Source organism: Prauserella muralis (genome assembly GCF_003202285.1).
GTDB lineage: Bacteria > Actinomycetota > Actinomycetes > Mycobacteriales > Pseudonocardiaceae > Prauserella_B > Prauserella_B muralis.
Window position 1 is genome coordinate 901,870 of the sequence record NZ_MASW01000007.1, and the last position, 20,761, is coordinate 922,630.

18 protein-coding genes are annotated in these 20,761 nt (G+C 72.2%); 3 read left to right on the plus strand and 15 right to left on the minus strand.

Going from position 1 to position 20,761, the window contains the following annotated elements:
• Window positions 1-22: 22 nt before the first annotated feature.
• Together BAY60_RS33945 and sigK are read right to left on the minus strand one after the other, a co-directional pair.
• Window positions 23-784 (minus strand): anti-sigma factor, encoded by a 762-nt coding sequence (locus tag BAY60_RS33945; RefSeq protein WP_112285444.1) that lies wholly within the window; start codon window positions 782-784, stop codon window positions 23-25.
• A complete protein-coding gene (sigK, locus tag BAY60_RS33950) occupies window positions 781-1,386 on the minus strand; it encodes an ECF RNA polymerase sigma factor SigK (RefSeq protein WP_112285445.1) in 606 nt (201 codons plus the stop codon). The genes BAY60_RS33945 and sigK overlap by 4 nt, the downstream gene beginning before the upstream one ends.
• A 399-nt stretch (window positions 1,387-1,785) precedes the next feature.
• On the opposite strand from sigK, the gene BAY60_RS33955 reads away from it, so the two are divergent.
• The 3 genes from BAY60_RS33955 (at window position 1,786) to BAY60_RS33965 (ending at window position 5,950) form a co-directional block, all read left to right on the plus strand.
• Complete coding sequence (locus BAY60_RS33955) at window positions 1,786-3,063, plus strand: sensor histidine kinase (RefSeq protein ID WP_146771128.1); 1,278 nt, start codon at window positions 1,786-1,788, stop codon at window positions 3,061-3,063.
• Window positions 2,969-3,646, plus strand: a complete 678-nt coding sequence (locus BAY60_RS33960; RefSeq protein ID WP_112285447.1) for a response regulator transcription factor — start codon at window positions 2,969-2,971, stop codon at window positions 3,644-3,646. The genes BAY60_RS33955 and BAY60_RS33960 overlap by 95 nt, the downstream gene beginning before the upstream one ends.
• Window positions 3,647-3,736: 90 nt before the next feature.
• Window positions 3,737-5,950: an MMPL family transporter gene (locus tag BAY60_RS33965; RefSeq protein WP_112285448.1), complete on the plus strand. Its 2,214-nt coding sequence runs from the start codon at window positions 3,737-3,739 to the stop codon at window positions 5,948-5,950.
• A 141-nt stretch (window positions 5,951-6,091) separates the two neighbouring features.
• Here BAY60_RS33965 and ilvD read toward each other — a convergent pair whose 3' ends face one another.
• From ilvD to murD, 13 genes are all read right to left on the minus strand, one after another.
• On the minus strand, window positions 6,092-7,795 hold the full coding sequence (gene ilvD, locus BAY60_RS33970) for a dihydroxy-acid dehydratase (protein ID WP_112285449.1): 1,704 nt from the start codon (window positions 7,793-7,795) through the stop codon (window positions 6,092-6,094).
• Window positions 7,795-8,208: an aconitase X swivel domain-containing protein gene (locus BAY60_RS33975; RefSeq protein WP_112285450.1), complete on the minus strand. Its 414-nt coding sequence runs from the start codon at window positions 8,206-8,208 to the stop codon at window positions 7,795-7,797. Before BAY60_RS33975 ends, ilvD begins: the two co-directional genes overlap by 1 nt.
• Complete coding sequence (locus tag BAY60_RS33980; RefSeq protein ID WP_112285451.1) at window positions 8,205-9,485, minus strand: aconitase X; 1,281 nt, start codon at window positions 9,483-9,485, stop codon at window positions 8,205-8,207. The genes BAY60_RS33975 and BAY60_RS33980 overlap by 4 nt, the downstream gene beginning before the upstream one ends.
• Window positions 9,486-9,510: 25 nt before the next feature.
• A complete protein-coding gene (locus BAY60_RS33985; RefSeq protein ID WP_112285452.1) occupies window positions 9,511-10,800 on the minus strand; it encodes an FAD-dependent oxidoreductase in 1,290 nt (429 codons plus the stop codon).
• A gap of 20 nt (window positions 10,801-10,820) precedes the next feature.
• Entirely contained in the window at window positions 10,821-11,618 is a 798-nt protein-coding gene (locus tag BAY60_RS33990; RefSeq protein WP_112285453.1) for an ABC transporter permease, read from the minus strand.
• Between the two features lie 3 nt (window positions 11,619-11,621).
• Window positions 11,622-12,473 (minus strand): ABC transporter ATP-binding protein, encoded by an 852-nt coding sequence (locus BAY60_RS33995; RefSeq protein ID WP_211330551.1) that lies wholly within the window; start codon window positions 12,471-12,473, stop codon window positions 11,622-11,624.
• A gap of 23 nt (window positions 12,474-12,496) precedes the next feature.
• Window positions 12,497-13,570 carry an ABC transporter substrate-binding protein gene (locus BAY60_RS34000; RefSeq protein WP_245992928.1) on the minus strand — a complete coding sequence of 358 codons (1,074 nt, stop codon included), beginning with the start codon at window positions 13,568-13,570 and terminating at the stop codon, window positions 12,497-12,499.
• Between the two features lie 81 nt (window positions 13,571-13,651).
• Window positions 13,652-14,455 carry an IclR family transcriptional regulator gene (locus BAY60_RS34005; protein ID WP_112285454.1) on the minus strand — a complete coding sequence of 268 codons (804 nt, stop codon included), beginning with the start codon at window positions 14,453-14,455 and terminating at the stop codon, window positions 13,652-13,654.
• Between the two features lie 110 nt (window positions 14,456-14,565).
• Window positions 14,566-15,357, minus strand: coding sequence for a cell division protein FtsQ/DivIB (locus BAY60_RS34010; protein WP_112285455.1), 792 nt, complete (start codon window positions 15,355-15,357; stop codon window positions 14,566-14,568).
• 12 nt (window positions 15,358-15,369) lie between these two features.
• Window positions 15,370-16,776 (minus strand): UDP-N-acetylmuramate--L-alanine ligase, encoded by a 1,407-nt coding sequence (murC, locus tag BAY60_RS34015; protein ID WP_112285456.1) that lies wholly within the window; start codon window positions 16,774-16,776, stop codon window positions 15,370-15,372.
• A complete protein-coding gene (murG, locus tag BAY60_RS34020; RefSeq protein WP_170160651.1) occupies window positions 16,760-17,884 on the minus strand; it encodes an undecaprenyldiphospho-muramoylpentapeptide beta-N-acetylglucosaminyltransferase in 1,125 nt (374 codons plus the stop codon). Before murG ends, murC begins: the two co-directional genes overlap by 17 nt.
• 8 nt (window positions 17,885-17,892) lie before the next feature.
• Window positions 17,893-19,374, minus strand: a complete 1,482-nt coding sequence (ftsW, locus tag BAY60_RS34025) for a putative lipid II flippase FtsW (protein WP_112285655.1) — start codon at window positions 19,372-19,374, stop codon at window positions 17,893-17,895.
• Complete coding sequence (murD, locus tag BAY60_RS34030) at window positions 19,361-20,758, minus strand: UDP-N-acetylmuramoyl-L-alanine--D-glutamate ligase (RefSeq protein WP_112285458.1); 1,398 nt, start codon at window positions 20,756-20,758, stop codon at window positions 19,361-19,363. The genes ftsW and murD overlap by 14 nt, the downstream gene beginning before the upstream one ends.
• Window positions 20,759-20,761: the final 3 nt, after the last annotated feature.

Genomic DNA, 20,761 nt, shown 5'->3' on the forward strand with positions numbered 1-20,761 from the left:
GCGCCGCGCCCCGCACCCCGGCTCAGGCAGGCATGTCCATGCGCAGGATCGGCGCGCTCGACGGCTGCCCGCTCGGCGAGCCGCCCTCCGGCTCCACCGTCACCGCTAGGCCGCTCGCCGTGTCGACCCCCTCGGCCAGCAACAGCGAGTCCGGCGGCAGCACGCCCGCCGAGCGCACGCGGTCGTCGGGGCCGACGAGCCACAGCTCGTAGTCCTGGCGCTGGCCCTGCGACGGCAGGTCCGAACCCATGACCATCATGGCGTCGCGCGAGCGGGAGACCACCACGGTCGCCGCGCCGCCGATCGACGAGCGCGCGTGGGCGACCCGCGCGTCCGGCGCGGTGAGCAGCTCCGCCACCGGCGCGTAGCGTTCCCGCGCCGCGTCGAGCCGCGACTGCGCGGCGTCGAGCTGGTTCTGGGTGTGCAGGGCCACCCCGCCGAACACCCCGGCCAGCGCGACGCCCACGACGGCCGCGGCGATCGAGGCCACGAGCGCCCACCGGGGCAGGCCGTCCCCGCGGGGACGTCCGCGCCCGTCGGGCCGGGCCGACGGCGGCTGCTGGCGCGTCGTGCGGATCTCGGCGAGCACGCGGTCGCGCAGCTGCGCCGGTGGCTCCTCGCCGACGGCACCGCCCAGCCGCGCGGCGGTGGCCTGCAGTTCGGCGACCTCCTCGCGGCACGCCGCGCACTCGTCGAGATGGCGGCGGAACCGCGCGCGCTCGTGCTCGTCGAGGGCGTCCAGCGCGTACGCGCCCGCCAGCGTGTGCATCTCGGGCGATGTCATGCCGTCACCCCCAGACAGTCACGCAGCCTGATCAGGCCGTCCCGCAGGCGGGTCTTGATGGTGCCCTGCGGCGCCGAGAGCACCTCGGCCACCTCGCGGTAGGTGTAGCCCTGGTAGTACGCCAGGAGCACGGACTCGCGCTGCAGCTCCGTGAGGTGGCCGAGGCAGCGGCGCACCTGCTGGCGTTCCCAGCGGCCGGTGACGGCCTCGGTGACCTCGTCGAACGGGCGGGCGCGGCCCGCCTCGAACGTCGCCTTGCGCTCCCGGTCCGAGCTTGCCCGCGCCGAGCGCACCCTGTCCACGGCCCGGCGATGGGCCATGGTCAGCACCCAGTTGAGCGCGCTGCCCTTGTCGGGCGAGTACCGCGGCGCCGTGCGCCACAGCTCGACGAGCACGTCCTGCGTCACCTCCTCCGACTGGGCCGTGTCCCGCACGACCCTGCGGACGAGGCCGAACACCCGCCCGGCGAGCCGGTCGTAGAGCCGCTCGAAGGCGTGCTCGTCGCCCCTGGCGACCGCGCCGAGAAGCTCCTCGTCGGTCGGGCCCTGTCCCTGTCCGTCGGGCACGCCGGCGGGAACCGGGCCGCGCACGGGCTCATCCATCGAGACCTCCGAGCCTTGTCTCCACGCGAGGCCTCGGCGCGCCTCGCAGCCACGGTCCGATGCCGTGCCTTCGGATGAGCACGGACGCACGATGCGGGACGAACGGCCTGCTCAGCAGCATACGCAGCAGCCCGGCGGGAGCCACCGGCCGCAGGTGGCGGCCGCTGGCGAGGTTGCCGGTGACCTCGCTGCCGATGGCTGCGACTCGTTCTTCCGTGGTGTGCACGCCGGTGGTTCGGAGCGGGGGCGGGCCCGGATGGGTGGCTGTGCACGCGCGCGGGCGCGCCGCTCGCCGCGCACCCACCGGCCAACACGGCACACGGGCTACCGCGGCCGCAGTAGCCCGGCTACCGCGGCGAGAGGACGCCCAGGCGCCCCGCGGTGCCGTACCGTGAGGTCATGGGCTTGGCGAGCGGCTGCCTGCGGCTGGTCAGAGGGCATCCGTTCGCCCTCGACGTCGTGGTGGCGCTCGCGTGGTTCGTCGTGGCCATGACCCTGCCCGTCGTCTTCAAGGAACCCCGGCACGACCCGCCCAGCGGCCTGGGCTACCTGCTCGGCGCTCTGGCATGCGTCACGCTGATGGAGCGGCGCCGGTGGCCCGCGGCCGTGCTGGGCCTGACCTCGGCGCTCGGGCTGGCGATCACCGCGGTCGACGGCGTGGGCGCGCCGTTCGCGTCGGCGGCCGCGGTCGCCGCGTTCACCGTGGTCTCGCTGGACGACCGCCCCGGAGCGGGGATCGCCTGCGCCGCCGTCGCGCTCGGGCTCGGGTTCGGGGGCAGGCTGTTCGGCGACGGTGGGTGGCTGGAGTCGTTCAACATCGCGCTCGGCGTGGGGTTCGCCGGCGCCATCGGGCACGCCGTGCGCACCCGGCGCCAGCGGCTCGCCGAGATGGAGGAACGCGCGCGCCGCGCGGAACACACGCGCGAGGAGGAGGCCCGCAGGCGCGTGGCCGAGGAGCGGCTGCGCATCGCCCGCGAGCTGCACGACGTCGTTGGCCACCACATCGCGCTCATCAACGTGCAGGCCACGGTGGCCACGCACGTCCTCGACGACCGCCCCGACGAGGCCAGGAAGGCGCTCGACCACGTGCGCCACGCCAGCAGGACCGTGCTGGACGAGATCTCGGTGCTGCTGGGCATGCTGCGCCAGTCCGGCGAGCAGGCGCCGACGGAGCCCGTGCCGTCGCTGGCCCGGCTGGACAGCCTCGTCACGTCGTTCACCTCGGCGGGCATGGCGGTCGAGCACACACCGTTCGAGCGGGCCGACGAACTGCCGACGGCCGTCGACCTGGCCGCGTACCGGGTGGTGCAGGAGTCGCTGACCAACGCGTACAAGCACGCGAACGGCGCCAGGGCCACCGTCGAGCTCGCCAGGCAGCCCTCGGCACTGCGCGTGGAGGTGCGCAACGACAGCCCGTCCCCGCCTCCCGGCAACGGCTCGGCGCCCCACGGGACGGGGCGGGGCATCGCGGGCATGCGCGAGCGGGTGGGGTCGGTCGGCGGGTCGCTGGAAGCGGGGCCGCTGCCCGACGGCGGGTTCCGGGTGTGCGCCGTGCTGCCGGTGCCGGAAAGGGAGCGGTCTCGTGATCAAGGTGGTGCTGGCGGACGACCAGGCGCTGATCCGCGCGGGGTTTCGTGTTCTGGTCGACTCCGCACCGGACCTGTCGGTGGTGGGTGAGGCCTCCGACGGCCGCGAGGCGGTCGAGCAGGTCCGCGTCACCGACGCCGACGTGGTGCTGATGGACATCCGCATGCCCGGCCTCGACGGCCTGGCCGCGACGCGGGAGATCATGGCCGATCCGGCGCTGTCCGGCGTCCGGGTGCTGGTGCTCACCACGTTCGAGGTCGACGAGTACGTCTTCGAGGCACTGCGGGCCGGTGCGAGCGGGTTTCTGGGCAAAGGCGTCGACGCCGACGAGCTGATCGAGGCCATCCGCGTGGTCGCGCGCGGCGACGCGCTGCTGTCGCCGAGGGCGGTGAAGAGCCTCATCGCCCGGTTCCTGACCCAGCCGGAGGTGTCACGCCTTCCCGAGCCGGAGCAGCTGAGCGCGCTCACCGGAAGGGAACGCGAGGTGCTCGCCCTCGTGGCGCAGGGACTGTCCAACGACGAGATCGCCGAGCGGCTCTACGTCTCGCCGCTGACCGCCAAGACCCACGTCAACCGCGCGATGGCCAAACTGGACGCGCGCGACCGCGCCCAGCTCGTGGTGATCGCGTACCAGACCGGCCTGGCGCAGGTGGATTCGCCCCAGGCACAGTAGGTCCTCTCAGGAATACCGCGGACGTGGTAGGCGGAAGAGTCCGCGCCCGGTGGACGCCGGGAGCACCCCGCGCGCGACATCGTCGTCACCATGGCTACCTACCTCTACCGGCTGGGCAGACTCGCCTTCCGCCGACGCGGGCTCGTGCTCTCGCTGTGGCTCGCGCTGCTCGTCGCGGCGGGCGCGGGAGCGGCGACGCTGTCCGGGCCGACCTCGGACGCGTTCTCCATGCCCGGTACCGAATCGCAGCAGGCGTTCGACCTGCTCGACGAGCGCTTCCCGCAGTCCTCGGCCGACGGTGCGACCGCCCAGGTCGTGTTCCAGGCGCCGCAGGGGCAGACGCTGCGGGACGCGTCCGCGCGCGACACCATCGCGCGCACGCTCGACGAACTGCGCACCGCGCCGCAGGTCGCCTCGGTGACCGACCCGTACGCGACGCGCTCGGTCAATCCCGACGGCACCATCGGCTACGCCAGGGTCGGCTACCAGGTGCAGGGTCCGGAGCTGACCGAGCACGCCCGCGAAGCCCTGCACGAGGCGGTCGACGACGCGCGCGAGGCCGGGCTCACCGTCGAGATCGGCGGTGACGCGCTGGAGGAGCCGCCCGCCACCGGCGCGGGCGAGATCCTCGGCGTCGGCGTCGCCGCGATCGTCCTGCTGATCACGTTCGGCTCGCTCGTCGCGGCGGGCCTTCCTCTGCTGAACGCGCTCGTCGGCGTCGGCATCGGCATCGCGGGCATCACCGCGGCCACCGGGTTCCTCGAGCTCAGCTCCAGCACCTCGATCCTGGCGATGATGCTCGGCCTCGCGGTCGCCATCGACTACGCGCTGTTCATCCTGTCCCGGTACCGCCACGAACTGGCGGTGGGCCGGGATCCCGAGGAGGCCGCGGGCCGAGCCGTCGGGACGGCGGGCTCGGCCGTCGTGTTCGCCGGGCTCACGGTGGTGATCGCGCTGGCGGGCCTTGCGGTCGTGGGCATCCCGTTCCTCACCGAGATGGGCCTGGCCGCCGCGGCCACCGTCGTCGTCGCCGTGGTCATCGCCCTCACCCTGCTGCCCGCGATGCTCGGGTTCGCGGGCAGGCGCGTCACCGGCGGCCGGGTCCCGGGTCTGCGTGCCCGCGACCCGGAGGACGACAGCGGGCCCGAGAGCGTGGGCAGGCGCTGGGGGCGGTTCGTGATCCGGCGCAGGGTCGCGGTGCTCGTCGTCTCCGTCGCCGGGCTGGGCGTGCTCGCGCTGCCCGCCCTCGACCTGCGGCTCGGCCTGCCCGACGGCAGCCAGGCCGCCGCGGACAGCACCCAGCGCAAGGCCTACGACCTGCTGTCCGAGGGGTTCGGCCCCGGCTTCAACGGCCCGCTGCTGCTCGTCGTGGACGCCGAGGGCAGCGGCGACCCGCGGGGCGCGGCGTCCGGGGTCGCGGGAGCCGTGCAGCGCATGGACGGTGTCGCCGCCGTCACCCCGCCGCAGTTCAACCCGGCGGGCGACACCGCGCTGCTCACGGTCGTGCCCACGACCGGGCCCAACACGCAGGAGACCACCGACCTCGTCGCGCGCATCCGGGACCAGGGCTCGGCCGCGGCGGAGCAGAGCGGGGCGAGCGTCGCGGTGACCGGGCAGACGGCCATCAACATCGACGTCTCCGACCGGCTGTCCGATGCGCTGCTGCCCTACCTCGCGCTGGTGATCGGGCTGGCCTTCCTGCTGCTGATGGTGGTGTTCCGGTCGATCGTCGTGCCGCTCAAGGCGACGCTGGGCTTCCTGCTCACCGTGGGCGCCACGTTCGGCGCCGTCGTCGCCGTGTTCCAGTGGGGCTGGCTGGCCGACCTGCTCGGGGCGCAGGACGCGGTGGGCCCGATCATCAGCATGCTGCCGATCTTCATGATCGGCGTCGTGTTCGGGCTCGCGATGGACTACCAGGTGTTCCTGGTGACGCGGATGCGCGAGGAGCACGTGCACGGCGCCGGGCCGCGCGACGCCGTCCTCACCGGGTTCAGCCACGGAGCCAGGGTGGTGACGGCGGCGGCGATCATCATGATCAGCGTGTTCGGCGGGTTCATCCTCTCGCCCGAGGCGCTGGTGCGCCAGATCGGTTTCGGCCTGGCGTTCGCGGTGTTCGTCGACGCGTTCGTGGTGCGCATGACGATCGTGCCCGCCGTGCTGGCCCTCGTCGGGAGGGCGGCGTGGTGGCTGCCGCGCGGCCTCGACCGGATACTGCCCAATGTGGACGTCGAGGGCGAGAGACTGAGGCAGCACCTGGAAAGCCGGGCCGAGGAGGACCGCGAACCCGTGGGCGCGGGCCGGTAGCCACGAGGTGGGCGAGCCGAAGGTGACCTTGGGTACCGACCGCGTACCCACGGTGCCCTTCGGCTCGCCACCGCCCCGCATACCCAGAGGCCACCATGGCGGCACGAGCGGCCAGCACGGCTACGCCAGTCGCCAACGGGGCTACCGCGGCCGGGCGCCGGTCTCGTGGCCGAGGACCGCGCCGCTGGACATCGGTCCCACGGTGCGCTGGTACAGGTGCAAGTAGCCACGGGCCCTGGGCAGTGCCGGCTCGCCGAGCTCCGCTGCCCGTGCGGCGAGCTCGTCGGCATCCACGTCGAGGTCGACGGTGCACGTGTCGACGTCGATCGAGATCCGGTCGCCGTCCCGGACGAGCGCGAGCGGGCCGCCGACCGCCGACTCCGGGCACACCTCCCCGACCACGAGCCCCTTGTTCACCAGCCCCGAGAGCTGGCCATCCGTCACGAGCGCGACCTCGTTCTCCAGACCCGCCGCGTACAACAGGAACGCGACCATCGACGCGCGGCCTGCCATGCCCGGACCGCCCTTGAGCCCTCCGCCACGCACGACGAGTACGTCGCCCGCCTTCACCCTGCCGTCGTTGATCGCGGACATCGCGTCGTTGCCCGCGCCGCACACCACCGCCGGTCCGCTGAACTGCCGCTTGCGCTGCGCATCGCGCGCGCCCAGCTTGACGATCGCGCTCTCCGGAGCGAGCGAGCCGTGCATGATCACGATCGGCGCCTCCGTCGAGACAGGCCGGTCCAGGGGGCGGATCACCTCGTCGTCGGGCACCTCGAAGCCGGCGAGGTTCTGCCGTACCGTCCGTCCGGTCACGGTGAGCGCCTCGGGCTGCAGTATCGGTTCGAGCTGCTTCAGCAGCGCGCGTGCCCCGCCCGCGGCCTCGAAGTCCTCGATCGAGCGGTTCCCGTTCGGCCGGACCGCGGACAGCATCGGGGCTGTGTTCGAGAGCTGCTCGAACAGCGCGAAGACGTCGACGTCGAGCTCACCCTCCGTGGCCGTGGCCTGCAGGTGCTTCACGGTGTTGATCGAGCCGCTCGACGCCAGCACGGCGGCGACCGCGTTGTGGAACGCGCTCGGCGTCAGGATCTGCCGGGGACGCAGGTCCTCCAGCACCATGCCGACGATCCGCTCGCCGGTGCGGCGCGCGTACTCGGTCATCTTCGAGCTGTTCGCGAGCACGGGCGCTCCGCCGGGCAGGCTCATCCCGAGCGCCTCGGTGACCACGTGCATCGAGTTGGCCGTGCCCATCCCCGAGCACACGCCCGGACCGCGCACGGCGTTGTCGGCCATCGCGCCGATCTCCTCGGTGGTGATCGAGCCGCGCTCCGCGTCGGCGGCGCGGATGAACACCTCCTCGATGTCCATCGGCTCGCCCTGGTACTCGCCGCTGGGCTGGTAGCCGCACACCATCAGGATCGTGGGCAGGTCGAGCCGGGCCGCCGCCATGAGGTGCGCAGGCGGCGTCTTGTCGCAGGAGGACAGGCACACCATGCCGTCGAGCTGCGCGCCCTCCACCGTGACCTCGATGTCGTTCACGATCAGGTCTCGAGACGAAAGGATGTAGCCTCCGCCACCGCCCGCGCAGAAGATGAAGTCGCTCGGCGCCGTCGTCCGGATCTCGAACGGCAGCCCGCCCGCCTCCCGGACGGACTGCTTGACGGTCTCGGCGACGTCGTCGAGGTGGCTGAAACAGATCGCGAGCTCGGACGAGGAGTTCACCACGGCGATCTTCGGCTTCTCCATATCCTCATCGGACAGACCGAGCGCTTTCCACTGCGCGCGCCGCACCGCCCACCGCGACGAGCCCGGTGCGAAGTTGCTGCGCAGCTTCGGTTTCTCCATCAGCTGCGCTCCTTCACCTCGACGACGCCGCCGTCGGCGTCGATGCGTACCCAGTCGCCGGTCTTGATCACTTCGACCGGGTCCTGGTCGAGGTCGGTCACCGTGGGCACGCGCGTCACGACGGCGCCGAGCGCCGCCTTGGTCGTCGTCACCGTGTAGATCATGCCCAGTGGCGCGGTGCCCAGCAGCCGCGTCGTCTGGAAGAACCCCGACCAGCCGGACGATCCCTTGGCGCCGGGGAAGACCAGGATCTTGCCGGTGAAACACACGCCGTACAGCTCGTGCCTGCGCTCGATGATCGTGCCCTTCGCGGGGTCGATACCGCCCCAGCCGGAGATCGTCTCGTGCGACACGAGCGCCTCGCCTTCGACGACGCCCGGCACGACCGTCCTGCCCCGCAACACCAGCGTCATCGCAAATCACCCGCCCACCGGCCGGTGACCGCGGCCTCGATGCAGTCCTCCAGTGTGCCGAACCATGCCTCGATGCCGAGGATCGCGGGCAGGTAATGCGCTTGTTTCGCCGAGTCCGTGGCGAACACCTTCGTGCCCTCCGGCGCGGAGCGTGACATGGCGGGGCACGAGTCGGCGAGCAGCCGGCCACCGGCCCGTTCGATGATCTCGGTGTAACCGCTGCGGTCGGCGATGGCCTTGAGCGCCCTCGGTACCATGATCCACAGCTGGGTGGACGAGTTCAGCCTGCGCCCCTCGAGAGCCTTGGCCGCACGGCAGACCTGCTCGATCGACGCGTGCGGGCACCCCAGCAGGATGAAGTCCACCTCGGTGCTGTGTCCCTGGGAGTTCAGGGTTTCGTACATCCGGCGCCGCTCCCGCGGCCCGTACGTCACGGCCTCGGGTACCGGGCGCGGGCCGAAGGCCGCCTCGACCGTCGGGGCCTCCGGGGTGATGCCCGGGATGTGGTAGAGCTCCACCCCGCCCGACGAGGCCGCGGCGGCGCCGAAATGCTTGAGGTCGGCGAGTTCCGGGATCGCGATGTCGCCGGTGACCACAGGCCGTTCCTCCTGGACGAGATCGCCGGCGAAATAGCCGAGCATGCCCCAGTCGAGGAAGTCGCGCACGGGTACGCGCACGTCGATCAGGTGGTTGCCGTAGCGGTTCTCGGGCAGATGGTTGCCCCAGCACGGAATCTTGCCGGTGAGGCTCGCCGCGCCGGTGGACGCCGTGCCCTCGCAGTTGGTGCGCGCTCCCAGCACGGAGTTGGCGTAGACGACGGCCGAGGACTCCATCCACGCGACGTGCTCGCCACGCACCGGGAGGTTGCCGACCTGGTAGGGCGTGCACGTGGCGAGGATGTTGACGCCCTTGCGGCCGTAGAAGGACTCGGCGTCGTCCTGGAGGTCGATGAACTGCTTGGAGTACGGGGCGATCCCGGCCGAGTCGCTGCCGAAGCCCTGCTGCAGCTGGCAGGTCGGCACGCGCATGTCCGGGATCTCGAGGTCGTCGTCGCTGTCGAGGTTGATCACCGAGAACGCCTTGTCCCAGCCGCCCTCGGCCACCAGCTTCGCCTTGGCGGGCGAGGGCTGGGTCATGGTGCCCGCGACATTGCGGATGTCGCACAGCTGCTCGCAGTCCAGCGCCTCGCCGTAGCGCACGAGCAGGTCCATCGCGGCCGCGACCGCAGGTCCCTCGGCGCCGTCCAGCATCGCCTTCTCGTCGTCGGTCAGTCTCATCGTCGAAACTCCTCCAGGACTCGCCTCAGCTGTCGACGTTGTCGTACAGCCGCTTGCGCAGCTCCGTGTGGTCCACGTGCTGGACGCTGCCGTCTCCGGCGAGGTCGAGCGCGTGCGCCGCCCCGTGCCCCATGGCGGCGCACGGGCCCATCACGCGCACGCTCGACAACGCGGCCGCGTCACCGTCGACACAGCGGCCGGCCGCGACGAGGTTGTGCGCGCCCACCGGCAGCAGACTCCGCAGCGGCACGTAGTGCACGTGGTCGGCGTCGTAGGTCTCCCACACGTAGCCCTCCGGCCTGTCGTGCAGCTCGATCGGCCAGGCCGTGCGGGCGACCGCGTCGTCGAACCGCACTCCCGTGCGCACTTCCTCGACCGTCAACTGGTGCACGCCCGCGATCCAGCGCGTCTGCCTGCGTCCCGGGAAGCCGTACAACCTGACCTTCGCCTCGCCGAACGCCTTCGGGAACTCGTTGCGCAGGAAGTCCACCACCCGGTCGGCCTGCTTGCGCCCTTCCAGCTGGGCCTGCGCCGCCGCCACCGCGCCCAGCGGCGCCTCCACGTGCGTCATGTTCATCACCGCGGTGTTGCGGCCCGGGAAGAAGAACGCCAGACCGTCGTGCCGCCGCAGCCCGTACTCGCCTGCCTTCTCCTTCACCCGCTCCGACAGCTCGGCGTGCTCCGGCCGGAACTCCTCCCGCAGGTTCTCCAGCCGGAGCTGCTGCGAGCCCCAGATCGTGCGTTCCGGCACGCGGCACGCGAAGCCGGCCTCCCACGTCAGCGCCGCGTCGCCGCTGGCATCGACGAAACCGGCCGCGCTCGCCCGCACCACGCCGTGCCGGGTCGCGAACGTGGCGCTCCGCACGACACCGTCGGCAGCGTCGACGTCCAGCACCGACGCGCCGAGCACCACCTGGATGCCCAGCGAGTGCACGAGGTTCTCGATCCACCTGCTCAGCACGACCTCGTCATAGCTCACCGTCATGGTGTGGCCGCGGTTGAAGTGGACGTCGCCGGTCTCGCCGAGATCGGCGAACATCTGGTCGAAGATCCCGTGCGTGAGCTGGTGATACGCGGGTGCGTTGCCGTAGACGCCGCAGAACAGGCCGATGAGCGAGTTCACGCATTGCCCGCCGAGCACGGGTAGCGCGTCCACCAGCACGACGGACCGGCCGAGCCGGCGTGCTTCCACCGCGGCCGACAGGCCCGCGATACCGGCGCCGACGACACACACGTCGGCCCGCAGCTCCTCGACAGGCCGCACCGCGGGGCGGGTGACAGTCTTGATCTTCAGCTCGGTGAGCTCGTGAGGCATTTCTCTCCTTGTCCGCGCACTCAGGCGTTGACGTCGTGTTGGCTGTAGACCGACTCGTGCCAGGGGATGAAGAACCGTTTGAGCCCGTTGACGACGAAGTACAGCAGCAGCCCGAGCACGGAAAGCAGGATGATCACCGCGAACAGTGCGGGCGCGTCCAGCTCGTTGAGCGTGCGCACCACGAGGTAGCCGAGGCCCTCGCTGCCACCGAGGTACTCGCCGACGATGGTGCCGATGATCGCGAACACGATGCCGACCTCCATGCCCGCGAACACGTACGGCATCGTGCTCTTCAGCTCGAGGTGCTTGAACGTCTGCCAGCGGCCGGCGTTCAGCGCGCGCATGACGTCCCGCTGCCCCGCGTCGACCGAGCGAACGCCCAGCTGCACGTTGAGCATGATCGGGAAGAACGCGAGCATCGCCGACATGATCACCTTGGACGTCATGCCGAACCCGAACCAGATCACGAACAGCGGGATCAGCGCCACCTTGGGCACCACCTGCGAGGCGACGATCATCGGCCGCAGGCTGCGCTCCATCCAGCGCACCTTGCCGAGCACCGCGCCCACCGTGATTCCGCAGCCGAGCGCGATCAGGAACCCGCCGATCGTCTCGGTCGCGGTGACCCTGGCGTGCTGCCACGTGTCCGGGCTCCGGACGATCTCGCCGAGGCTGGTCAGCACCGTCGCAGGCCTCGGCAGCACGAGTTCGGACATGTTGTTGACGCGCACGAACGTGTCCCAGAGCAGGAAGAACAACGCGAGGATCAGCGGTGTGCTGAGCCACGGCAGCCACTTCTCGAACTTGTCCCTTGACATGGCTCACTCCTGTCCGTCGAGAGCGTGCCGCAGCTGGCGCACGATCGTGCCGAACTCGGGTCCGGTCTGCACGTCGATGTGCCGCGGCCGGTCGAAGCCGACGGTCCTGATCTCGCTGATCCGGCCGGGCCTCGGCGTCAGCTGCACGACCCTGTCTCCGAGGAACACCGCCTCGGTGATGTCGTGGGTGACGAACACGACGGTCGCGCCCGTGGCGAGTGCGATGCGTTGCAGCTCCAGGTTCATTCGCTCCCTGGTGAGCGCGTCGAGTGCGCCGAACGGTTCGTCCATCAGCAGCAGCTTCGGTCGCGTGCTGAGCGCCCTCGCGATGGCCACGCGCTGGCGCATGCCGCCGGAGAGCTCGCGCGGGTAGGACTTCTCGAACCCTTTCAACCCCACCAGCTCCGCGAGTTCGTGTGCCCGTTCCCTGCGCTGGTCCTTGTCGTCCCCGCGCAGCCGCAGCGGCAGCGCGATGTTGTCGGCGACCGAGTACCAGGGGAACAGGTTCGCGTCCTGGAACACGACCCCGAGCTGGGACACCACGGACGCGTCTACCTTGGAGTCTTTCCAGAGCGATCGGCCCTCGACCAGTATCCGGCCCTCGGTGGGGCTGAGCAGCCCTGCCAGCGCGCGCAGCAACGTGGTCTTGCCGCATCCGGAGCGCCCGATGATCGAGACGAACTCACCGTCCGAAATGGTCAGGTTTATGTCGTGCAGGGCCTGCGTGGTGGCCCGTTTCGTGCGGAACTCCTTGCCGACCCCGATCAGCTCCAGCTTGTGCGGCGCCGTCGGGCGCTCGTGCTCGGAGGCAGGCATCGCGGCCGGCTGGAGTGTGCCGACGTGATCAGTGGACATCGGACTCCTCGTTCGTCTCCGGCTCAGGCCTTGGCGCCGGGCAGCAGGCTGTTGTCGAACCACGAGGCCGCGTCGCCGCCCGGCTTGGCGACACCGGCCTTGGTGAGCTCCTCGTACCCGGCGACCCAGGCGGCCTCGTCGGTGACGAGCAACGGCTTGTCCGGGTCTCCCCCGGTCCACAGGTCACGCATCATGCCGAGGCTCTTCTTGGCGATCGCGTCGTCGTCGAGAGCGGCGAAGGAGTACGACTCGCGCAGTGTCGCGATCGTCTGGTCGAACGACTCGTCGGCGATGAACGCCTCGAGCGCGTCGTTGATCCCGGCGAGGAACGCCTTGAGGGTGTCGGGGTCCTTCTGCAGTGTGTCCTTGGTGGCCACGTAGACCTGCGAGTCGGACTTCACGATGGTGCCGGGGTCGAACACGCCCGCGTCGTCGTGCTGCGACTCCACGATGTTCGCGGTGTCGATGCTGACGACGTAGCCGGCGATCCGGCCCTGCTGGACGAGGTTGAAGGTGCCGGGCGTGAGCCCGGTGACCTGGCGGGCCGCCTTCGCGGGGTCGAGCCCGGCGTTGGCCAGCACGAGCGAGACGACCTTGCTGCTCGTGCCGCCCTCCGAGGGCACGCCCATCGTCTCGCCGACGAAGTCCTCCGGCTTCTCCAGCGGCTTCTTCTTGCTGTAGATGAACCGCAGCGACGAGCCGCGGGTCAGGGTGCCGATGTTGACCAGCGGCTGTCCCGAGTCGGGGATCGCGGTCATGAGGTCGATCTGGCCGAGGCGCGTGACGGGCCCGACGCCCGCCAGCAGGGTCTGCATCGCCTGCGGCGATCCCTTCACCGGCTGCAGTGTGACGTCGAGACCGTGCTTGGCGAAGTGGCCGCCTGCGACGGCGAGCAGTTCGGGCGCCATCGACAGGGTTTCCAGGGGCAGATAGCTGAGGAATGTGACGCCACCGCCGCCGCCCGATCCTCCGGCCGGGCTCGACCCGCATGCCGACAGCAGCGTGGGGCCCGCGGCCGCGGCGGCCGTGGCCAAGGCGGAGCGCTTGAGGAAGGACCTCCTGGACAGCGACGACGAGGTGAGCGAGTGGGTAGGCACGATGGTCTCCTAGTTCCCTTCCGGCCGGCCACAACCCTGTGACCGGCTGGGGGAAGGCTCGCCCGGGCACTGCCTCGGCGGCTACCCACCTTTCCGCATATCGGAAGGCGGGCGAGTGCGGGTGGGCGCGCCGAGAGCGCGGGAGATGCCCCTGGCCGTGGCCTGCACCAGGTGCGCGACGTTGGGCCCGTGCGACTCGGTGTGCGGCACGATCAGCGACAGCGCGGCGACCACCGTGTTGTCGGGGCCGTAGATCGGCGCGGCGACCGAGACGTAGTCGGGGTCGATCTGGCGGTCGCTGATCGCGTAGCCGTTTCGCCGGACGTCGGCGAGCACCTGCCGCAGCTCACGCTCGCTGGAGTAGGTGCGTGGCGTGTAGGTCGTCAGCGGCCTGCCGAGCACCTCCTCCTGCACCTCGACCGGCGCATGGGCGAGCAGCACGAGTCCGACGGCGGTGGCGTGCAGGGCATAGCGGCCGCCGACGCGAGGCCGCGCGCTGGCGCGCTCCGGGCTGACGAACCGTTCGACGAAGACGACCTCGTCCTGCGTCCGCACCGCCAGGTGCACGCCGCGGTGGGTGGTCTCGTAGAGGTCCTGCATGAACGGCAGGGCGATGCGCTGCAGGCCGACCGAGCGGGGCGCGAGCGCGGCGACCTCCCACAGCCGCAGGCCGATCCGGTATTCGCCCGCATCGGTGCGTTCGAGAGCGCCCCACTCGTGGAGCTCGGTCACGATGCGGTGGGTCGTGGTCAGCGGGACGCCGGAGCGGCGGCTCATCTCGGACAGGCTCAGGTCGGTCACCGAGCTGGAGAACGTGTCCAGGATCCGCAGCGCGCGGCGAAGCACGGACCGGCGCTCGGTCGTCGTGTCCTTTTCGCCTGTCATGTCCGTCAACGCCACCTGTCTCGACGCACTGGATTCTCGTCACCGGTCGCCGGTGTTCAGCAAGCCCGGGTGCCCGTGTCCGGTACGGCACTGTGAACCCGGCCGACCACTCAGGACACCGTGGGCAGCTCTGGCGCCGACACGTCGTAGGTGGTGCCCTGGCGGGTGAGCAGGGCGGCCAGCACCTTGGCCTTGCGCTCGCTCTGCTCCGCGTCGCCCCAGCGGACCACCTTGCCGCCGGCCAGCGTGAACTCCACACTGCCCGGCGTCTCGGCACGCACCACACGCACCCGTTCGCGCAGCTGCGCCGGGATCGCCCGCAGCACCGAGGTCGCGGCGCGCGTCGCCGGGTCGTCGGGGCCGACCTCGGCCAGCTTCAGCTCGGGCAGGCCCTTCGGCCGCTGCGCGACCTTCTTGTAGACCAGCCCGCCGCCGTCCACCAGGTAGAGCTCCTCGCCGTCGTTGTAGAAGCCGATCGGGCTCCGCTCGGTCACCGCGATCTCGATCGTCGACGGCCACGAGCGGGACACGTCGACCGTGGCGATGCCCGGCAGGGTGGCGACCCGCTCGGCGATCGCGTCGGTGTCCACGCGCAGCATCGCGCGCCGGTCGGGCACGTCGGCGACGTCGCGGACCCGCTCGGCGGGCACGCTGTCGGCACCGACGACCTCCACCGAGCGCACGCCGAGCAGGGACGTGAAGAACAGCACGTAGACCAGCCCGGCGACGGTGAGCACGGTCAGCAACGCCACCCAGCGGCGGCGCATCGCCTTGCGCCGCGTGAGGCCGGTGCCGGTGCGCGCCCGCGCGGCCGGGCTGCGGCGGCCCCGGGTGGTGCGGGGCTCACGAGCGCCCCGCACCGGCGGCCTGCGCCGCGCCGAGGACTGCCTGGTCGTGGTCATCACCGGCTCCGGCTACCCGCCGCGGCGGTCGAGCTCGCCGAGGATCTCCGGGCCGAGCTGGGTGACGTCGCCCGCGCCCATGGTCACGACGAGGTCCCCGGGCTTGACGAGGTCGGCGACCAGCGTGGCCGCCCGGTCGAAGGCGGGCTCGTAGTGCACGCCCGCGCCGGTGATCCGCTCGGCGATCAGCTCACCCGTGACGCCGGGCCTCGGCTCCTCCCGCGCCCCGTAGACGTCGAGCACGACGGCCTCGTCGGCAAGCCGCAGCGCCTCGGCGAACTCGGTCGCGAACAACTCGGTGCGCGAGTACAGGTGTGGCTGGAACACCACCACGACGCGGCCGGAGCCCGCGGCGTGCCGCACCGCCCGCAGCTGCGCCGCCACCTCCGTCGGGTGGTGAGCGTAGTCGTCGTACACGCGCACGTCGCCGGCCCTGCCCTTGAACTCGAAGCGCCTGCGCACGCCACCGAACGCGGCAAGGCCCTCGGCGAGGCCGTCGGCGGGAGCGCCCAGCTCCAGCCCGGCCAGCAGCGCGGCCACGGCGTTGAGGGCCATGTGCTCACCCGGCACCGCCACGTGCACGTCGCGTTCCTCGCCGCCGAGCACGATCCGCACGGTGCCGCCGTCGTCGCCGGGGGTGTAGCTCAGCACGTGGGCGTCCTGCTCCCCGGTGGCGGCGCGCCCGTAGCGGCGCACGCGCAGTCCCTCGGACTCGGCGCGGGCGGCCAGCTCCCCGGCGGGGGCGTCGTCGGCGCACACGACCAGCACCCCTCCGGGCTCGACCCGCCGCACGAAGTCGGCGAACACGGCGACGTAGGCCTCGGCGGTGCCGTGGTGGTCGAGGTGGTCCGGCTCGATGTTGGTCACCACCGCCACCGAGGGGCGGTAGGTGAGGAACGAGCCGTCGCTCTCGTCGGCCTCCGCGACGAAAAGGCCGCCCTCGCCGTGGTGGGCGTTGGCGCCGGACTCGTTGAGGTCGCCGCCGATCGCGAACGACGGGTCGAGGCGGCAGTGCTGCAGCGCCACGGTGAGCATCGACGTGGTGGACGTCTTGCCGTGCGTTCCCGCGATGCAGGCGACCCGGTGGCCCTCCATGAGCAGGGCGAGCGCCTGCGCGCGGTGCAGCACGGGGATGCCGCGCTCGCGGGCGGCCACCAGCTCCGGGTTGGTGTCCTTGATCGCCGTGGACACGACGACGGCGCTGGGGCCCTCGTCGAACGCGTCGAGGTTCTCCGCGCGCTGCCCCACCGCGATCCGCGCGCCCTGGGCGCGCAGGGTGAGGAAGGCTCGGGAGTCCTTCGCGTCGGAGCCGGACACCCGGCCGCCGCGCGCGAGCAGGATGCGCGCGATACCACTCATCCCGGCACCGCCGATGCCGATCAGGTGCGCCCGTCCGAGCGCCTCAGGAACCTGCTGCATGACCGGCAACCCCCAGGACCATCGTGGCCAGCACTTCGTCGGCTTCGCGGTGGCCGAGCCCCACGGCGGCCGCGCTCATCTTGCCGAGCCGCTCGGCGTCGCCTGCCAGCGGCACCACCAGCTCGGCCACCCTGGCGGGCGTCAGCTCCTCGTCGGGCACCAGCAACGCAGCGCCCGCGTCGACGGCGGGCTCGGCGTTGAGCGCCTGTTCGCCGTTGCCATGGGGCAGCGGCACGAACACCGCGGGCAGGCCCACCGCCGACACCTCGGCGACGGTCATCGCGCCCGAGCGGCACAGCACCAGGTCGGCGGCCGCGTAGGCGAGGTCCATGCGCTCCAGGTACGGCACGGGCACGTACGCGGGACGGCCGGCGAACTCCTGCACCGCCAGCGTGTTCTTCGGCCCGTGCGCGTGCAGCACGCCCACACCGGCTTCGGCGAACTCCTGTGCCGCGCCGGACACGGCGACGTTGATGGAGCGCGCGCCCTGCGAGCCGCCGAACACGAGCACCGTCGGCGCGTCCGGGTCGAGCCCGAAGTGCCTGCGGGCCTCGGCGCGGAGCGCGGGCCGGTCGAGCGTGGTGATGGAGCGCCGCAGCGGGATGCCCACGACCTCCGCACCCGGCAGCGGCGTGCCCGGCACGGCGACGGCGACCTTCTTCGCGAACCGGGCGCCGACCTTGTTGGCCAGCCCGGCGTGCTTGTTGGCCTCGTGCACGACGATCGGCACGCGGCCCCGCGCGGCCAGGTAGGCGGGCAGCGCGACGTAGCCGCCGAAGCCCACCACCACGTCGGCGCCGACCCGGTCGAGCACGTCCCTGGTGCGCTTCACGGCGTCGCGCACCTTCAGCGGCAGCCGCAGCAGGTCGGCCGTCGGCTTGCGCGGCAGCGGAACCGGCGGGATCAGCTCCAGCGGGTACCCGCGCGCCGGGACCAGCTGGTTCTCCAGTCCTCGCGGTGTGCCGAGCGCGACGACTGTCGCGTCCGGCCGCAGCCGCGTGACCGCGTCGGCGAGCGCGAGCGCGGGCTCGATGTGGCCCGCCGTTCCGCCACCCGCGACCACCACGGTCGGCCCCCGGCCTGCCACTGCCTTCTCGCCCCCAGCCATGGGCTCGGTCACCTGCGTCCTCTCCGCCTCGCTGTGGTCCGTGCTGTCGTCGATGCGCGACCCGACCCACCCCGGGGGGTGGTGCGTCGACCGTACTCCGGTGCGGCGCGCCTGCGATCCGGCGCCGATGCCGACCGCACGCTCCGGGGCGCGGGCCTGCCGCCCTTGGCCGGGTTGCCCCGGCCGCCGCCCCTGCGCTTGGCAGGCGGGCGGTACGGGTCCGGCGCGGGCAACCGCATCAGGCGTCCGAACTTACCGGGGCCCTGCGTGCGCAGTGCGGCCACCGCCTCCGGCTCGTGCCGGGCGCAGTTGGCGAGCAGGCCGAACAACAGCATGGTGATCAGCAGCGACGTGCCGCCGTAGGAGATCATCGGCAGGGTCACGCCGGTCACCGGCAGCAGGCCCACCACGTAGCCGATGTTGATGGCCGCCTGCGAGACGATCCACACGGTGAGCGCGCCTGCGACGATGCGGATCCACGGGTCGAGGTTGCGCATGGCGATCCGCAGCCCCACGAAGGCGAGCAGCCCGAACAGGCCGATCACCGCCACGCAGCCGACGAAGCCCAGTTCCTCGCCGATGAGCGCGAAGATGAAGTCGTGCTGCACGTTGGGCAGGTACATCCACTTGGACTGGCCCTGCCCGAGACCCTTGCCGAACAGCCCGCCGTCGGCGAGCGCGTACAGCGCCTGGTTGGCCTGCAGGCCCTTGCCCAGCGGGTCGGCCTGCGGGTTCAGAAACGACATGACGCGGTCGAGCCGGTACTCGGCGACCAGCGCGAGCACCACCGCACCGGCGACGGCGCCGCTGAGGATGACGGCGAACAGGCGCTTGGGCGCGCCGGCGAACCACAGCAGCGCGATGAGGATCGTGCCGAGCGGGATGGTGCCCCCGAGGTCCGGCTGCGCCATGACCAGGGCGAACATGAGCAGGGCGGCGGGCACGAGCGGCACGAGCAGATGCCGCCACTGGTGCAGCAACTCGTACTTGATCACCAGGATGTGCGCGCCCCACAGCGCCAGCGCCACCTTGGCCAGCTCCACCGGCTGCAGCGACAGCGGGCCGAGCACGAACCAGCCCTGCGAGCCGTTGACGCTGGTGCCCAGCGGGGTGAGCACGAGGGCGAGCAGGCCGAGGCTGACCACCATCGCGGTCGACGACAGGGCCCGGATCCGCGGCAGCGGGATCCGCACCCCGAGCCAGAACGCGATCATGCCGAGGCAGAAGAACAGCAGGTGCTTCTGGAACACCGCGTAGACGCTGGAGTCGCTGCTCGGGTCGTAGGAGGCCACCGACGACGCGGAGAGCACCATGACGATGCCGATCACGCCGAGGGTGCCGCACAGCGCGAGGATCAGGTGGAAGTCCGCCAGCGGCCGGGACAGCCACGCGGTGAGCGCGGTGCGCACCGCCGTGAGGCCACGCTCGGCGCGTTTGCGCCCGCCGCGGTCGCGCCTGCGGGTGTCTCCGCTCTGCTCAACCGCCGTCACGGGCGGGCCCCGGTTCCAGCGCTGCGACCGCCGCCGCGAACGCGTCACCGCGTGCCGCGTAGTCGCGGAACATGTCCAGCGACGCCGCCGCGGGCGCGAGCACCACGGCGTCGCCGGGGCGCGCCAGTGCCCGAGCCGCGTTCACCGCCACAGTCATGGGTTCATCGTCACCCGGATCGAGCCTCGTGACGGGCACATCCGGGGCGTGTCGCGCAACAGCGGCCGCGATCACGTCCGCGTCCGCGCCGAGCAGGATCGCCGCGCGCAGGCGCCCGGCGACGGTCGCCACCAGCTCGTCCACCGAGGCGCCCTTGAGCAGCCCGCCCGCGATCCACACCACGCTCGGGTGCGCGAGCAGGGAGCCCGCGGCCGCGTGCGGGTTGGTGGCCTTGGAGTCGTTGACATAGCGGACCCCGTCGATCTCGGCGACCTCCACCGCCCGGTGCGCGCCAGGCCGGAAGGCCCGCAGGCCCTTGGCCACGGCGTCGGCGGGCACCCCGTACGCCCTGGCGAGCGCGGCCGCGGCGAGGGCATTGCCGACGTTGTGCGGGCCGCCGGGGCGGACGTCGGACAGGCAGGCCAGCTCCTCGGCGCTGGTCGCGGGGTCGGCCACGAAGGCGCGGTCGACCAGCAGGTCCTCGACCACGCCCAGCTCGCCGGGGCCGGGAGCGTCCAGGCCGAAGGCCACCCGCCGGGCGCTGGCCGGAGCGTGCTCGGCGGCCAGCCGCGCCGAGGTGGCGTCGGCGAGGTTGTGCACCGCCGTGGCCGAGCGCGCGTGGATGGAGCCCTTCGCCGCGGCGTACTCGGCGAAGGAGCCGTGCCAGTCGATGTGGTCCTCGGCGACGTTGAGCACCACCGATGCCCGCGGAGCCAGGGTGGCCGACCAGTGCAGCTGGAAGCTGGACAGCTCCACGGCGAGCGCCTCGTGGCCCGCCAGCACCGCGTCGAGCACGGCGAAGCCCACGTTGCCGCAGGCCACCGCGTCGACCCCGGCGGCACGCAGCACCGCCTCCAGCATGCCGACGGTGGTGGTCTTGCCGTTGGTGCCGGTGACGGCGAGCCACGCTGGTGGCCGCTCGAGGTCCTGCCCGATGCGCCAGGCCAGCTCGACGTCGCCGATCACCTCGACGCCCCGGGCCGCCGCCGCGGTGAGCAGCGGCGCCGTGGGCCGCCAGCCAGGGCTCGTCACCACCAGCGCGGTGCCCTCGGGCGGGCTGTCCAGGCCGGGCACCAGGTCGGCGCCGAGCCCTTCCAGCTCGGCGAGCCGCGCCGCGTTGCCGTCGGTGACGGTCACGTGGGCGCCGAGACCGGCCAGTGCCGTCGTCACCGACCTCCCCGTCACCCCGGCTCCGGCGACGAGCACCCGCGCTCCGGCGAGGTCCATGAC

Coding starts and splice junctions, on each gene's coding strand:
- BAY60_RS33945 (WP_112285444.1), bottom strand. CDS start 784: ATGACATCGCCCGAGATGCACACGCTGGCGGGCGCGTACGCGCTGGAC.
- sigK (WP_112285445.1), bottom strand. CDS start 1,386: ATGGATGAGCCCGTGCGCGGCCCGGTTCCCGCCGGCGTGCCCGACGGA.
- BAY60_RS33955 (WP_146771128.1), top strand. CDS start 1,786: ATGGGCTTGGCGAGCGGCTGCCTGCGGCTGGTCAGAGGGCATCCGTTC.
- BAY60_RS33965 (WP_112285448.1), top strand. CDS start 3,737: ATGGCTACCTACCTCTACCGGCTGGGCAGACTCGCCTTCCGCCGACGC.
- ilvD (WP_112285449.1), bottom strand. CDS start 7,795: ATGGAGAAACCGAAGCTGCGCAGCAACTTCGCACCGGGCTCGTCGCGG.
- BAY60_RS33975 (WP_112285450.1), bottom strand. CDS start 8,208: ATGACGCTGGTGTTGCGGGGCAGGACGGTCGTGCCGGGCGTCGTCGAA.
- BAY60_RS33980 (WP_112285451.1), bottom strand. CDS start 9,485: ATGAGACTGACCGACGACGAGAAGGCGATGCTGGACGGCGCCGAGGGA.
- BAY60_RS33985 (WP_112285452.1), bottom strand. CDS start 10,800: ATGCCTCACGAGCTCACCGAGCTGAAGATCAAGACTGTCACCCGCCCC.
- BAY60_RS33990 (WP_112285453.1), bottom strand. CDS start 11,618: ATGTCAAGGGACAAGTTCGAGAAGTGGCTGCCGTGGCTCAGCACACCG.
- BAY60_RS33995 (WP_211330551.1), bottom strand. CDS start 12,473: ATGTCCACTGATCACGTCGGCACACTCCAGCCGGCCGCGATGCCTGCC.
- BAY60_RS34005 (WP_112285454.1), bottom strand. CDS start 14,455: ATGACAGGCGAAAAGGACACGACGACCGAGCGCCGGTCCGTGCTTCGC.
- BAY60_RS34010 (WP_112285455.1), bottom strand. CDS start 15,357: ATGACCACGACCAGGCAGTCCTCGGCGCGGCGCAGGCCGCCGGTGCGG.
- murC (WP_112285456.1), bottom strand. CDS start 16,776: ATGCAGCAGGTTCCTGAGGCGCTCGGACGGGCGCACCTGATCGGCATC.
- murG (WP_170160651.1), bottom strand. CDS start 17,884: ATGGCTGGGGGCGAGAAGGCAGTGGCAGGCCGGGGGCCGACCGTGGTG.
- murD (WP_112285458.1), bottom strand. CDS start 20,758: ATGGACCTCGCCGGAGCGCGGGTGCTCGTCGCCGGAGCCGGGGTGACG.